A 15091-nucleotide genomic window follows, 5' to 3' on the forward strand; every position below is an offset into this window, starting at 1 on the left:
ATTTACTTATAAATAGTACATTTTTGAATTGGTCTAAGAAGGGCCGTTTCATCTAAAAAAACATGCTATGAAGGAATTCTCTAAACGTCGGGTAAGACTCGTATTTATACTTTCTCTTTTAACCACCGTCATTTCGACGCTATGGTTCTTTTTAGCTAAAAGCTTGGAATTGGACGAGTTAAGTCTTTATATTGGGGCAACCGTACCATTTTTTATAGCTGCTGCTATCATCTCTAAGGTAGGTAACCTTACCCTGGCGCGTATTATTTATCTCATAGCTTTTAATATCAGCGTAGCCATTACTTCCTCTTTCATCGGAAAGGCAGGTAGTGTGGAGTTTATATTGATGTTTGCCATGGCATTGCCTTTTGTCTTTTTCTCGTTCAGACGAGAAAAAAGCCATATCGTAATTTTTCCGGCCTTATCCATGACGCTTTGGTTTTTGCTTTACCTTACGGATTTTAATTTGTTTACCGTCGCCAAGATGGATACGGTACTTGCGGTCAAGTATATTTATCCTGTTTCTATTTTCACTACGGCGGTACTGGTAACCTATCAATTGATATTTTTCTGTTTGATTAACGCCCGCTTTTATTCCAACATACAGGAGCAACGGGAAGATGCCATTGAAGCTTCCAATGCCAAGTCCCAATTTTTGAGTATGATGAGTCATGAAATTCGGACGCCAATGAATGCGATTATAGGCCTCTCCCACATTCTAGGGGACACCAATCCCAGACCGGACCAGGAGGAAAATATAGAAGCATTGAATTACTCTGGCAAAATTCTTTTGAATTTACTGAACAATGTGCTGGATTACAGTAAGATGGAAACTAGGGGTGTGGAACTGGATGCCATTCCCACGAATGTTATGACAGCAGTAAAACAAATAAAAAAGATTCACGAGCCGGGTTGTTTAAGTAAGGGAATCACGTTTAACTTGGAGGTAGACGAAGCACTTCCCACGGTGCATTTAGATATTGTACGTTTCAATCAAGTGATCAATAATTTGGTCACGAATGCCATAAAGTTTACGAAGACAGGAAGTGTCACCCTAAGAATTTCAAAACAAGAAGAACTAGACGGGCATGTGCGCATGCGTACCGAAATCATAGATACCGGTATTGGTATTAGTAAAGCACAACAAGAGAATATATGGCAGCCCTTCACCCAAGCATCGGTGAGTACAAATCGTTTGTATGGCGGTACCGGACTTGGTCTTCCTATAGTAAAAGCCGTAGTAGAGGCTATGGGGTCTACGGTTAAAATTGAAAGCGAATTAGAAAAAGGGAGTAGGTTTTATTTCGATTTAGAATTAAAGGCGATATCCAAAGAATCGCTAAGTCACAGTGGTAGAAAAAAAGAGCGTAATCTAAACGGTAGAAGAATACTGCTTGTAGAGGATAACAAAATAAATATCATGGTCGGGAAGCAGATATTGGAAAAGGCCAACTTGGTGGTAGATGTTGCCTATGATGGTCTTATGGCGGTAAACATGGTGAAGAAAAACGATTATTGTGCCGTGCTGATGGATATTCAAATGCCTGTGATGGACGGCTATACCTCTTCTATGGAAATAAGAAAATTCAATACGGAATTGCCTATTTTGGCATTATCGGCATCGGTGTTTTTAGAAGTAAAAAGTAAGATAGAGAAGAGCGGCATGAACGGCTTTATCTTTAAACCTTTTGACCCGGAAGACCTCTATAACAGAATAGAAGAGGTGATGGATGTGCCACTTGCTTCGTAATGTTAGTGTCATGCAACCTACAAAATAACTTTCCTTTAAAAAGTTTGAAGTACCTCGATAAGGTGCTATCCCGTTTTAATCGTAGGGAATACGGTCACGGATAGTACCGTCTGCCCTGTGGATAATAACATCGGCTTGGTGTTTTCTGGCAATGGTCTTCGCTTTGTTAATGGCCGTACTTTGTTTTCTATGTTTGGAGGTAATACGTTTATTCCCTTCGCGCCGTACCGCCCAATCTTCCTTATAAGGAACCACATGCTGGTGCCAAGTTCTTTTCCTGTTCCCTTCTCGGGAGCTCTTAAAGAAAACTTCTACCAATTCTATTAAAATGGTGATCCAAGATTTGGAGGAGGTGTTTTTTGGCATAGCGATAAATCTTGGGCACCAAGATACTTTATTTGAATTTATTTAATTCACCGCGTTGTCAGTTTGAGTAGCTTCTTGGAAGAGACGTTGTTCCCAAGGCTTCGGAAATTCACTTGAAGTGACGCTCAGGTTTCAAGTACTATTACGTTTTTTTCTTTTTGTCAGTTCGAGTGGCGTCCTGGAAGAGACGTTGTATCGAGAACATTTTGGGACACCTGAGCTTCTCCCCCTAAGCTTCGGGGCTAATTTTCTCGTGCCTTGGAAATTCACGTGAAGTGACGCTCAGGTTTCAAGTACTCTAAAACACATATTGGCAATTGTCCCGTGAATAGCTTAAATTGTAAAAGCCCATTAGGGTCGCACGGTATCACAGTTCCCCCGAATATGATGAAAAGCTACTGCTAATGGGCCAGCTTAATTGTTGGCCCAAAGAAAAGCGGAACGCCGTAATTTTAAAATACCTAATAGTGGGTATATTTTAAAATACGATTAAAACCAATATTTGAACCAAACCAAAAAAACTAAACACCATGCATGAAAATTTAAAATATACGGTCCGACTTACAGAAAAAATTAAGGCTTGTGCCGATATAAAGCAAGCTAATTCAATTGGAATTAAAGATTGGCAACCCATATTTGCAGATAAAGAGTATGATACTTTTTACTTTTTGTATGCAAAATTCATTGGAAAAAAAGATGAAGACGGTGAATGTTTTAATTTAAACAAAATACAGTTTTATCTGCAAAATTTTGAGGGTGAAGTAACAATAGGTCTGACAGGTAAAGCATATTTTTACGAACAGGAGCTAGATCCTGCAGACCATGATACGAGGTATGAAGGTAGAAAACAGTATGGGCTTTTTATTATTCTCCAAGGCTTTAACTCATCGCTTACATCAGTGAAAGAGAATGATTTAGTTTTTCCGAATAAAGGTTTATGGTCATCAAAGCCAAAAATCAATAGTGGAGATGTTCTGGTAACCCGAGTATATTTTCGACCAATCCCTCTCCATTTAAGAAACACATCCGATAACCAAAACCCAATAGTTTTAGATAGGCTTTTTCAAGCTCGAGATGGAGATTCTGTAGCTGATATAGAACGTCAAGATCGTTCAGATTTGAAAGAATTGGTTGATAGGAAAATAATGAAACAAGAAGATTACGAAGAAATTTTTAAAGATTTGAAAAGAGAGGCACTTGACCTTCGAGGGGTTAGGCGTAGATGTTCACCGATAATAAGCTTTTTTACTGTTGAATAAGATTTTAATAAGTTATTGCTTGTTTCTAATTACTACAATAAGTAGTGGGCAGTCTGGTCTAGAGATTGTTGACTTATTGAGAAATTATGATATAAATAAGGCAGATTCTTTGTTGGAAAAATCAAAATTGATAAAGGATAAAGAAAAGCCATTTTTGAAATTTCAGATAGACTTATACAAGATTTTTAATTTGGAAGTCTTAGAGAATCAATTCAATTCTAATCTAAAGACCAAAGTTCAATCAGATTTCAACACTTTTTATTATTATTTGGCTAAAGGAGATTTATTATTTTTTAATAATGCAAATAAAGATATAGAGGCTATTTTAAGTTATAAAGCTGCATTATCATTAGCATTATCTAAGAAAAATGAGATTTTGATTTGTGAGGCACTAAAGAAAATTTTATATGTGCACCGTATCTCTTTTCTAGTTGATAATTCTACTTATGAGGAGTATATAAATTTATATAGGTTATACGCCTATGATGAAGTGGAACAAACATATTTGAGTTATTTTGACTTGAATTTTAAATTTAAGAATTACTATTTAGATAATTGGGACACAGAACTCGAAGTATATTTAATTAACAAAATTAAAAGTAAAGAAATCCCAGAGTATCTAAAGGGTAAAATAAAGCAGTTATTGGGCTTTTATTATGAAATGGACGGTAATTATAATTTGTCAACAGATATGTATAATGAAGCCATAAATCATTTTAATAAATCAAATTTTAAATATGCAGATTATGATATTAAAACCACTTTAATATATCAATCTATTCTTGAGATAAATATGGGTAATCCAAATGAGGCAATTCGATTGCTTAATGAGTCTAGGTCAGATAGAAAAGACAAATTATTTACTCTCAATAGAATGTATATAGATTATTGGATATCAACGGCTCAATATATGATTGAAGACTATAAATCTGCGTTTGAGAGTAATAGTGCTTACGAATATTTAAGAGATAGTTTGAATGAGTTTAAGTATTCATCGCTTTTGACAGAACTTGAAACTAAATACCGAACCGCAGAAAAAGAAAAACAAATCTTAGAAGAACAGCAAAAAGTGCGAACCAACCGCAACTGGCTTATCGCAGCAGGTCTTGCTTTGCTCTTTGGTGCCGGCCTTGCCATTCTCCTCCAAAAGAACACCACCAAAAAACGCCAACTGGCGGAACAAGAAGCACTACTCAAACAAGAGCGAGTAGATAATCTGTTAAAAGAACAGGAGTTGGTAAGTATCGATGCGATGATCGAGGGGCAAGAAAAAGAACGCCAGCGGGTGGCCAACGAACTTCATGACGATTTGGGTAGCCTTATGGCCACGATAAAGCTCCATTTTGACAATTCTAAAATAAGCAAGCAAGACCCCAGTTTACAAAATGCGGAAAAGCTCTTGGAAGAAGCCTACCAAAAAGTACGGAGCATGGCCCACAGCAAGAATTCTGGCGTTATGAGCAATCAAGGGCTTTTGCCCGCCGTTAAAAAAATGGCGCAGGTCATCACGGAGACCAATGCGCTAGAAGTAAGCGTGGAGGCTTTTGGGATGGGCGAGCGACTGGAAAATTCTTTGGAGTTGAGCCTCTTCCGTATGGTACAGGAGCTCGTGGCCAATGCCATAAAACATGCTGAGGCCAGTACCGTAAGCATACAACTCACGCAGCATGAGGATAACCTTAATATCATCATAGAAGATAATGGCAAGGGCTTTGACCGTTCTAAAATAGATACGGGCAAAACAGGGATGGGCCTCACGACTATAGAAAAACGAGTAGAACATTTAGAAGGGAACTTTACCGTAGATAGCGTATTGGGCAAAGGCACCTCCATTTTAATAGACATTCCCGTATGATTACCGTAGCCATAGCCGAAGACCACCAAGCCTTGATAGACGGCATAAAATCCTATGTAAAGTATGAGGATGATATTACGGTCATTGGTCATGCCAATAACGGAGAGCAATTACTGGCACTCGTACGCGCAAGACGCCCCAAGGTAGTGCTTTGCGATATTCGTATGCCCATTTTAGATGGTATTGAAGCAACCAAAATTATACTACAAGAGTTACCCGAAACCAAGGTGGTGGCCTTTACGATGTTCGACCAAGAAGCAGCCGTACAACAAATGCTGGCCGCAGGGGCACAAGGCTATCTCCTTAAAAATAGCAGCTTGGATGTGGTCTTGGAAGCCATACGCACCGTTGCGGAGGGCAAAACCTATTATGATAAAAAAATAAACGTCCCGGATACGGAAAAGAACAACTCTAAAAGTGTGCTCTCTTCCCGGGAGCGACAAATACTACAACTCGTTGCCAAAGGCCGCACCAGTCACCAAATAGCCGAAGAACTCTTTATTGGTAAAAGCACCGTAGACACCCACCGTAAAAACATGATACGCAAATTGGGCCTAAGTGGTGCAGGGGAGTTACTACGCTATGCGGTGGAGAAGAAGTATGAGTTTTAGTGTATTCGCTTTAATGATGTCAGTTCGAGTGATTTGATGGCTGAGCGTAGTCGAAGCCAACAAATAGTATCGAGAACCGTTTGGAACACGTAAGGCTTTCAAATGCTACTTTTTTATCCCCAATATTCTTATTAGCAATGAATTAACGTAAAAATACCTATTAGTGGGGATTTTCTGATTCTTAACATTAGTACACCTTTACATCATTAATGATTTTTTAAAATAATAAATAAAATGAGCGAAATAAGAATTTATATTTTTTCTTGGGGCATACCCATTTTAATTGTGTTTTTGGGAATTTACTTAAGTGCAAAAACTGATATTTTAAAAGATGATTGCCAGTGCGAGATAAAACCTTACAGTTTCGCTAGGGCACAACTTATGTGGTGGACTTTGATAATAATTTCATGCTACTCAATATTCTATGGTAATTATGGGATAATCCAAGAACTTAATAAATCCACTTTAATTCTTTTGGGTATTAGCTTAGGCACAACAACAACAGCTCGGATAATTGACAATACCGAGATAAATAATGGGATACTGCGTCACCAAAATGACCATAAACATAGTAAGGGGTTTTTCAACAATATACTTTCAGATGGTGGTGGAATAAGTGTTCATCGCTTTCAAGCATTGATTTTCAACTTGTTGTTTGGACTGATTTTTATTGTTCAATTCTTGGAGTCTGAAGAGGGTAAGTTCACCGAGTTTGGACAAACAGAATTGGCCTTAATGGGTATAAGTTCAGCTGCTTATGTTGGTTTGAAATTGAATGAAAATAGATAGAATAGTTTTGATAGGAAAAATAACAAGATGTTTTAAAAACAAAATATATGGAAATAGAAGAATACGAATTAGAACCTCAACCAAGAGAATTATTAAAAAGTGGATCAAATGAGGATATTTATCTATCGGTTAAAATAGGTAATGGTCAAATTGGCGGAAATGTTGTGCAATCTGAAGATGACACAGTTGTAGCTAAAGGCGATTTTACAGAGCCTGTTTATTTAGGTAACACTAATATTCTTAAAGGTAAAATACTTAAGGTTACTACGAATATATTGGATGTCAACTCGGCGACCAATAATTGTGTTCTTACAACAACTTTTCAGTCTGAGTTACAAGAGGTATTGTTTACAAAAATTGATAGCGGTGAAGCACCTTTAAATGGTGTAGCAAGTTTTATTGGCACATATTTAATTAAAACGCTAATCGTTTTCTTCGGGCTTTCGATTTTTTTCATTCAGTCGGCAGTCAGTCAATCAAACAATGAAGTTGAATTAAAAGACTTGGCTACGCCAACCTCCCCGGGGTTTATCTTATTTGACGAGACACCCTCTTCGATTGAGACACCTTCTTCGCCCAAAGCATTAGGAATAAGCTTACTTGGATTGAAAAATTCAGGCGGAGCTTTGGAATTTGCACCATACTGGCTTAAGAATAGGTCAAAACTTACTGCGGAAAACATTTATAAGAAAAATGGCAATTACAATACCATAAAATCAAATTTGGGTTTTTCCTTAACTGCTATTGACAACGATAGTATTGCCAAAATAGCACTAGGGGTAAGGACTCGATTTATCGAAAAATATAGTAAAGACGATATCGGAAAATTGGATTCCTTGAGGTTAGATATTATTACTTTACTATCAACTTTACCTATGGATTTAGAAGCTATTGAAAAGAAAAGAAAGGAATATACAGAGAAATTAGCTTCGCCCGCTTTTAGCTTAGATTTTGCTGCTGCATTGGGTGGAGAATCGCAAACTAATTCATTTCAAAATCTACAGCTTAACCGTTGGGCTGTATGGCTATCTGGAAATATACGCTTAAAAGCTAAAAATTTATATCTAACAGGATTAACTAGGTATATCAATAGTGAAATTCAGGATGGGCAGGAGTTTGAAGCAGATTTAATTGATATTGGGCTAAAATTAAATAAAGAAATTAATAGAATAACTATAGCCATTGAATATTTACAACGAATGAATTTGACTGATAACGATTTTAGTGATAACCGTATTGCGGCCATAGGTAGTTTTAAAGTTTCTGATGGGATTTATTTGACTTCTACTATTGGTAAAAACTTTTCAGATACAGATAACATAATTTTATTAGGAGGCTTAAATTTTGGATTTTCTCAGAAGAAAATTAAAATGAATCAGCCTAATGAATAGATAATGACTAGATTGTTTTCAAGCCCAATTCTTTTAAAAACCCATTATGTAATTTTAAAGATTCAGAAGCTTTCTTTTTTGTGTCAACTAGTTTTTCATTTACTTCTTTTAGGTCAATTATTGGTTCTGGTTTGGCGGTACTTACGTATCTAGAAATATTAAGGTTGTAATCGTTATCCTCAATTTCTTTCATTGATACTCTACGTGAATATCGTTCTTCTTTTTCAGGACGGTTTTGATAGGTTTCTACTATTTTTTGAATATCATTAGGTTCTTTAGGGTCTAGAACACCATCAATTTTACCATCTCGTAAAATGTTTTGACGCTTTTCTTTTTTATAATGTTCACTAGCATTTATAAAGAGTACATCATCATCTTTTTTGCATTTTTTCAATACCAAAATACAAACTGGAATACCTGTAGAAAAGAATAAATTAGAAGGCAAACCAATTACCGTATCTATATTACCATCTTTCAGTAGTTTTTCTCTTATTCTTGATTCTGCACCACCTCTAAATAAGACTCCGTGAGGCAGTATAATTGCCATTGTACCCTCATCACTTAAAAAGTGAAAACCATGTAATAAAAAAGCGAAATCTGCTGCTGATTTAGGAGCTAAACCGTAATTTTTAAACCTGAAGTTTTCGCCCATTGCTTCTGAAGCATCCCAACGTAAACTAAATGGTGGATTGGCAACTATAGCATCAAAGGTTGTTTTTTTAGCAGGATTCATTTCGTTTAAAATGTCCCATTCGTTTTTTAAAGTATCTCCGTGAAATATGTCAAACTCAGAGTCTTTTACCCCGTGTAGTAACATATTCATACGTGCTAAGTTGTAGGTCGTTATGTTTTTTTCTTGACCGTAAATACGGCTTATTATACCACCGCCCGGTTGTTTCTCTATTTTATCTTTTACATTTAAAAGCAAAGAACCCGAACCACAAGCAAAATCTAAAACCCTATTGATTTTTTTCTTTTTACCTGCTTTTGGGTTTTGGCTGTCTAAGGTTACAATTTCTGAAAGTATGGTTGATAATTGCTGTGGCGTATAAAACTCGCCTGCTTTTTTACCAGAACCTGCAGCAAACTCACCAATTAAATATTCATAGGCATCACCAAGTGTATCACTATCAGTTGAAAACTCTGCAATACCTTCTGATATCTTTTGAATAATAGTACACAGTTTATTATTTCTGTCTGAATAGGTTTTGCCTAGTTTTTCGGAATCTAGATTTATTTCTGAGAATAAGCCTTTAAACGAACTTTCAAAAGATTCGTTTTCAATATAACTAAAGCCTTTTTGTAGGTCGCTTAGTAAATCATTGTGTTGTTTACGCGCTAGTTCTGATATGCTGCCCCATAAATAGTTGGGTTTGATAACATAATGCACTTTTTTACGCATTTGCTTTTCAAACTCTTCTACATCATTTGGGTTAGCCTCATACCAAACGGAAAGTGAATTACGTTTATCGTCCTCTTCTAGTTTAGGATAATCTGAACCTAATTCTTTTTTTACAGAAGCTTCATAGTTATCTGATAAGTAGCGTAAGAATAAAAACGAGAGCATATAATCACGAAAATCATCTGCATTCATAGCACCTCTTAGCTCATTGGCAATATCCCAAAGTGCTTTTCCTAATTGTTCTTGTTTTTGTTTTGCGGTCATTTCTATTAAAATCTGAAATTATATTTTATCAATAACTTATCGAAAATTTCATTAAAAATTTTCATTTCATTTTCATTCATCTCATTTATTTGAGGCACAAACACTTTTTTGTGAGATAATGAATTAAGCATATTTATTGATTGCTCTGGATTATCTACATTAATCTCTTGTAAGACAAATTTTATTTGACTTTTCCCTAAAAAAGAGACTATATTTTCAAGTAATTGCCTCATTAGAACAAAATGGAATGTATACAACGTAGAATTTTTAGCTTCTTCTAATTCTTGTAATAAATGAAGATGATAAAGGAATGTTTCTTTTTCAAAATCTTTAAGTTCTAAATCTTCATTTTTCTTTTTTAGCATAAAGAATTTAGAATTGTTCTTATATCTGCCACTTTTTTCACCGTATTTAAATCGGTCGTACAACACACTAAACAGACCTATATGATGTGTTGTAAGTATTATTTTTCTATCTGTAGTAAAGTTTTCTTCTACTAATTCTACTATAGTGTCGGCAGTCAAAAAAATATTATTATCATCCAAACTTGACACAGGGTCATCAATAAAAAAGTGTGCGTCTTGTTGGTCTGACCATCCTTCTGCTTTGAATAATGCCAAGAAAAAACACCAAATGAAAATACGTGTTTCACCGCTAGATATTTTTATAGAAGTATCAAAATCTGCTTCTTTATAAAAACGAACAGCGTCAATTCCTATCTCAGGATTATTATTTCGTGTTAATTCAAACTTGTAAGTAGGATTGTATCGTAATAACTGTTCTTCAATAACTTGTTCTGTCAAATCACTATACAAAGTGTTAAGACTACTTATTTTCACATCTAACTTAGTGTTCTGGTTGTCATTTTTTTCATCGTTATCCCAATCAAATAGGTCTTCGCTGTAAGCATTGTAGTAAACACCTGCGTGCTCATTATCATTTTCAGCTTTAGTAATATCTTTATAGGCTACAGATAATCTTGTTTTACCCGTGCCATTAAATGCATACACACAATTGATATATTGAGGAATGTCTTTTATTGTTTCTGCTACTTCTTTATGATTCATACGGCTACATCACTTACATTTGGAAACAACTGCTGCATTAAGCCTTTTTTATGTGCCTGAAAGCCTTTTATTTTAATGCTTTGTGCGGCTATTAAATCATCTACACTAGATAAACAATTGGCTACTTTTTGTTGCTCTTTTGGGTTTTCAGGAAACTTAATTTCTAAATTATCTAAAGTCGAAAAACTTATAGCAGGCATAGAGGAAGAACCCGAAAGGCTATAAATTTTCTTTTCAATTTTTTGAAAAGCATAATACCAAAAGAATGAATTAATTGGGCTACTTAATTTCCAAATAAGTCTAAATAAATTGTTGGCGATAACACCATCAAAACCAATTGAAATTGCTCCTGGAGTACCGTATCTTATCATAAACAAATCATCTTCATTAATTATGTGGTCAGCACCAGGATTATTAATATATCTAGGTGGTTCAGAATTTCCTGTAATATCAATTATTCGAATAAATCGAACCATCCCATCATCTTTTGTTGTGTGTTGATTATTAATTGGAACTTGAACACCTTGTTTAAATTTAAATATTTGTCCTATTTCTTTCTCCTCCCAATCCCCATCCCCCACAAACTCTGGGAAACGGTATTGTGGTTTGGTTTCTCCTGCTTTAGGAAATAATTGTTGTAATAACCCTTTTTTGTGGTCTTTTAAATGGGCTAGTTTGTCGGTTTCGGCAGCTATGAGCGTATCTAAGGAAGAGAGACAATTGGCTATTTTTTTTTGTTCTTTTAGCTTGGGAGGAAACCCTATTTTAAAATCCTTTATCTGTTTGGCACTTATATGAGGTATTCCAGAACTTGTGTTAACATTATCAACATAAGTTATAAATCTTTTAGAGATAAAATTTTGATATAAATATTTAATATCCGAATCAATAGCTCTTATTCTAGCAACTCTTTGGATTAATATAGAACCAATATCAAATTTTGATACTAAAGCAACATTTTTTCCAACCTTAGAACCATCCATTCCAATCACAATATCATTTTCATCTACTAAATATTTTGTAAATTTTGAAGTATCACCTAAATAGAATTTGTCTATTTTTTGAGAATGACGAATATACCCCTCTGTAATATTTATTCCTCTTAATATTGGTGTCCCTGATTTGTCTTCAGAAAGTTCATTACTTTTTAAGGCAATGCCTGAAATCATACTAATATTTTTCTCAATACCTCTAATTTCCCATTCCCCATCATTCACAAACTCGGGAAAACGTAATGCAGGCACAATATTTTGTTTCTCTTTATTCATAAGCGTTTAATCCTGCTATTTCTCGCCCTTGGGCTAGTTTGTTCAGTAAGGGTATTAGGTTTTCCATTAAGGCTTTTTCTTTTACACTTCGGTCCTTCCAACCTAAGTCCAATGGTGCTAATAAATCGGTTAGTTTTTCGCCATCAAAAATCATACGGTTCATAATGTCATCTATAAAAGTGTTCAAACTTTCCGGAGTAATGTTATGGGTATTGGCAATACTATCTATGGCTTTGGCAGCCTTTTGGTTTTTAAATTTCTGGTAGCCTTTGCGTATCTCATTTTCGTCTAATGCAGCTCCTACTTTTAAGGAATTGATATAGGCAATGATATCTTCTCGCTCTTCCATTAAGTTGGCACTAGAGCCTAATAGATTTATGAGCTCGTCACGTGTCATTTTATGTTTAGACGGTTTGTCTTGGGTATAGTTGGCTATGAGGCCAATAATATAATCGTAATCTATCACCGCAGAAGAGAAGAGTACAAATTCAAAATCTAATTGTTGTACTGCCTCTGGTGCTTCATCACCTTGTTTGCTTTGAGCTGCCTGTAACTGTTTGGCAGTATCTAAATAGACAGATTTAAAAGAGCGTAAATCTTCTGTAGGCAATACCGTTTCAATGGTTTTGGTTTGGGTGTCGTCTAAGTCGGTATATTGGTCTAGCTGTGTTTTGTAGCGTTGCACTTCTTTAAAGGCATTGATAAAACCAGCACGTGCTTCGTCTCCTTTTAAATTATCTACTTCAGAAGGCGAACAGTCTAAGCCTTTGGCTTCCATAAACTCATTGAGCTTTGCCACTGCTTTGGTGTATTTGGCAATGACTTTTGGTGCTTCTTCTACCAACCAAATTTCTTTTGCTTTTTCTTTCTTTTCGCCAGAAAAACGAATCATCGCCTTGTTTACTTCTTCTTCTTGGTCTCTAAACACCAAAATGTTACCGTAAGGCTTGGTATCGTTTATCACTCTATTGGTACGAGAATAAGCTTGTATTAAACCGTGGTATTTTAGGTTTTTATCTACGTAAAGCGTATTTAAATATTTTGAATCGAAACCAGTAAGTAGCATATCTACCACTATCATCACATCTATTTTGTTTTTATGCGGATAGTCGGTATTGGGGTATTTTTGTTCTTTTATGCGTTGTTGTACATTTTGGTAGTATAAATCGAACTCCGTAATGCTGTGGTTGGTGCTATATTGTTGGTTATAATCGGCTATTATGGCTGTAAGTGCTTCTTTCTTTTTATTGGGTTCTATTTTATTATCCGCTTTTTCTTGTGCTAAATCATCTTGTAATTGCTCTATGTCTTTATTGCCCTCGGCAGGTGGAGAGAATACGCAAGCAATGTTAAGCGACTTGTAATCTCCATTGAGTGCACCAAACTCTCTTTGGTTTTGCTTGAATAAATGGTAAAACTCAATAGCATCATTAATAGAAGAAGTTGCCAATACAGCATTAAACCTCCTTTCATGTGTTGCTTTATCATGCTTTTTTATGATGGTGTCAATAACTGCCATTTTATGGCTTAAAGTTGTCGTGTCAATTTTTACATCGGGTTTGTAATAGTCTATATGAAAACGCAATACATTTTTATCTTCTATAGCGTGTGTAATGGTGTAAGCATGTAATTCTTGTTGAAAAACGTCTTTGGTGGTTTTGTAAGAAGCTTGTTTGCCTTCAATGGTTTTGTAGGTAGCATTTTCCTCAAAAATGGGTGTTCCTGTAAAACCAAATAATTGTGCTTTAGGAAAAAACTCTACTATGGCCTCATGATTATCCCCAAATTGCGAACGGTGGCATTCATCAAAAATAAATACAAAGCGTTTGTCTTTGAGTGAAGCTAATTGGTCGTAATAGGTTTCTTTGTTGTCTTCTCTTTGTTTTTTGTTTCTTCTGCTGTTTTCGTTTAAGGCTAAACCCAATTTTTGAATTGTAGTTACAATGACCTTATCGGCATAATCGGTAGAGAGCATTCTTTTTACCAATGTTTTGGTATTGGTATTTTCTTCTACACTTCCTTCTTGAAACTTGTTAAACTCTTCTCTGGTTTGGCGATCTAAATCTTTTCTATCTACTACAAATAAGCATTTGTCAACCGCATCATTATCTTTCAAAAGAGTGGATGCTTTAAAAGAAGTTAGTGTTTTTCCACTTCCAGTAGTATGCCAAATGTATCCGTTGCCTCTGTCTTGTTCTATACAATCTACAATGGCTTTTACTGCATATACTTGGTATGGTCGCATGACCAATATTTTTTGCTCGGTCTCAACCAACACCATATAGCGACTTATCATTTCGCCTAAAGTGCATTTGGATAAAAATTTCTCGGTAAAATCGAATAGATTATTGATTTTAGAATTGTCCTTTTTTGCTAAAGTGTAAACAGGTAAAAACTGCTCGTCCGCATTAAAAGCAAAATGTTTGTTGTTATTGTTAGAAAAGTAAAAGGTTCTGGATTGGTTACTGACGATAAACAATTGCATAAAGCACATTAGCGAATTGTTATATCCGTTACCAGCATCGTTTTTATAATCTACAACCTGCTGAATCGCTTTTCTTGGGCTAACTTCAAGCGTTTTAAGCTCAATTTGAACCAAAGGCAATCCGTTAATGAGTAAAATAACATCATATCTATGATTGCTATTTTTAGTATTCATTCGAAGTTGATTAATGATTTCAAAATCATTTTTGCACCAGTCTTTAATGTTCACCAAAGTATAATGCAATGGTGTATCATCTTCTCTAATAAAGGCACTTTTTTTCCTTAATCTACTAGCTGTTTTAAAAACATCTGGATTAACAATTTCTGTTAGCAGTTTATCAAATTCGGTATCGGTTAGCTTTACTCTGTTTAGTGCTTCAAACTTCTGTCTAAAGTTTGCTTCAAGAGCATCTCTATCCCTGATATCGTTACGATAGGTATATTTTAAGTCTTGTAGCTTTCCTACAAAGCCGTATTCTATGTCTGCTTCTTGTACAGTATTCATTTGTTGTTATTTGGTCATTCTTGAGTTTAAAGCGATGTTGAAACCACAAGTAGATAACCAAAATAACCATATCCAAGCGA

The 15091-nt window shown here is 35.3% G+C and carries 11 protein-coding genes; 6 read left to right on the plus strand and 5 right to left on the minus strand.

Going from position 1 to position 15091, the window contains the following annotated elements:
• Window positions 1-67 precede the first annotated feature (67 nt).
• Window positions 68-1750 (plus strand): ATP-binding protein, encoded by a 1683-nt coding sequence (locus SJY09_RS14730; RefSeq protein WP_396636459.1) that lies wholly within the window; start codon window positions 68-70, stop codon window positions 1748-1750.
• Between the two features lie 75 nt (window positions 1751-1825).
• On the opposite strand, the gene SJY09_RS14735 is transcribed toward SJY09_RS14730, so the two are convergent.
• The gene (locus SJY09_RS14735; RefSeq protein WP_396636460.1) at window positions 1826-2116 is read right to left on the minus strand and encodes a DUF2188 domain-containing protein; all 291 of its coding nucleotides are present in this window, start codon (window positions 2114-2116) and stop codon (window positions 1826-1828) included.
• Between the two features lie 530 nt (window positions 2117-2646).
• On the opposite strand from SJY09_RS14735, the gene SJY09_RS14740 reads away from it, so the two are divergent.
• The 5 genes from SJY09_RS14740 to SJY09_RS14760 all read left to right on the plus strand — a co-directional run bounded on the left by SJY09_RS14740 (window position 2647) and on the right by SJY09_RS14760 (window position 8021).
• On the plus strand, window positions 2647-3375 hold the full coding sequence (locus SJY09_RS14740; RefSeq protein ID WP_396636461.1) for a hypothetical protein: 729 nt from the start codon (window positions 2647-2649) through the stop codon (window positions 3373-3375).
• 19 nt (window positions 3376-3394) lie between these two features.
• Window positions 3395-5230 (plus strand): sensor histidine kinase, encoded by a 1836-nt coding sequence (locus tag SJY09_RS14745; protein ID WP_396636462.1) that lies wholly within the window; start codon window positions 3395-3397, stop codon window positions 5228-5230.
• Window positions 5227-5841, plus strand: coding sequence for a response regulator (locus SJY09_RS14750; RefSeq protein WP_396636463.1), 615 nt, complete (start codon window positions 5227-5229; stop codon window positions 5839-5841). The genes SJY09_RS14745 and SJY09_RS14750 overlap by 4 nt, the downstream gene beginning before the upstream one ends.
• A 234-nt stretch (window positions 5842-6075) precedes the next feature.
• Window positions 6076-6630: a hypothetical protein gene (locus SJY09_RS14755; protein ID WP_396636464.1), complete on the plus strand. Its 555-nt coding sequence runs from the start codon at window positions 6076-6078 to the stop codon at window positions 6628-6630.
• A gap of 47 nt (window positions 6631-6677) precedes the next feature.
• Window positions 6678-8021: a hypothetical protein gene (locus SJY09_RS14760; protein WP_396636465.1), complete on the plus strand. Its 1344-nt coding sequence runs from the start codon at window positions 6678-6680 to the stop codon at window positions 8019-8021.
• A 7-nt stretch (window positions 8022-8028) separates the two neighbouring features.
• On the opposite strand, the gene SJY09_RS14765 is transcribed toward SJY09_RS14760, so the two are convergent.
• Genes SJY09_RS14765 through SJY09_RS14780 form a run of 4 tightly spaced genes read right to left on the minus strand, consistent with a single transcriptional unit; the run spans window position 8029 to window position 15011 of the window.
• Window positions 8029-9687 (minus strand): type I restriction-modification system subunit M, encoded by a 1659-nt coding sequence (locus SJY09_RS14765; RefSeq protein ID WP_396636466.1) that lies wholly within the window; start codon window positions 9685-9687, stop codon window positions 8029-8031.
• Between the two features lie 5 nt (window positions 9688-9692).
• Window positions 9693-10754, minus strand: a complete 1062-nt coding sequence (locus SJY09_RS14770; protein ID WP_396636467.1) for an AAA family ATPase — start codon at window positions 10752-10754, stop codon at window positions 9693-9695.
• Window positions 10751-12022 carry a restriction endonuclease subunit S gene (locus SJY09_RS14775; protein ID WP_396636468.1) on the minus strand — a complete coding sequence of 424 codons (1272 nt, stop codon included), beginning with the start codon at window positions 12020-12022 and terminating at the stop codon, window positions 10751-10753. The genes SJY09_RS14770 and SJY09_RS14775 overlap by 4 nt, the downstream gene beginning before the upstream one ends.
• A complete protein-coding gene (locus tag SJY09_RS14780; protein WP_396636469.1) occupies window positions 12015-15011 on the minus strand; it encodes a type I restriction endonuclease subunit R in 2997 nt (998 codons plus the stop codon). Before SJY09_RS14780 ends, SJY09_RS14775 begins: the two co-directional genes overlap by 8 nt.
• Window positions 15012-15091 lie beyond the last annotated feature (80 nt).

It is taken from the genome of Maribacter sp. R77961, from assembly GCF_044594925.1.
Taxonomy (GTDB): domain Bacteria; phylum Bacteroidota; class Bacteroidia; order Flavobacteriales; family Flavobacteriaceae; genus Maribacter.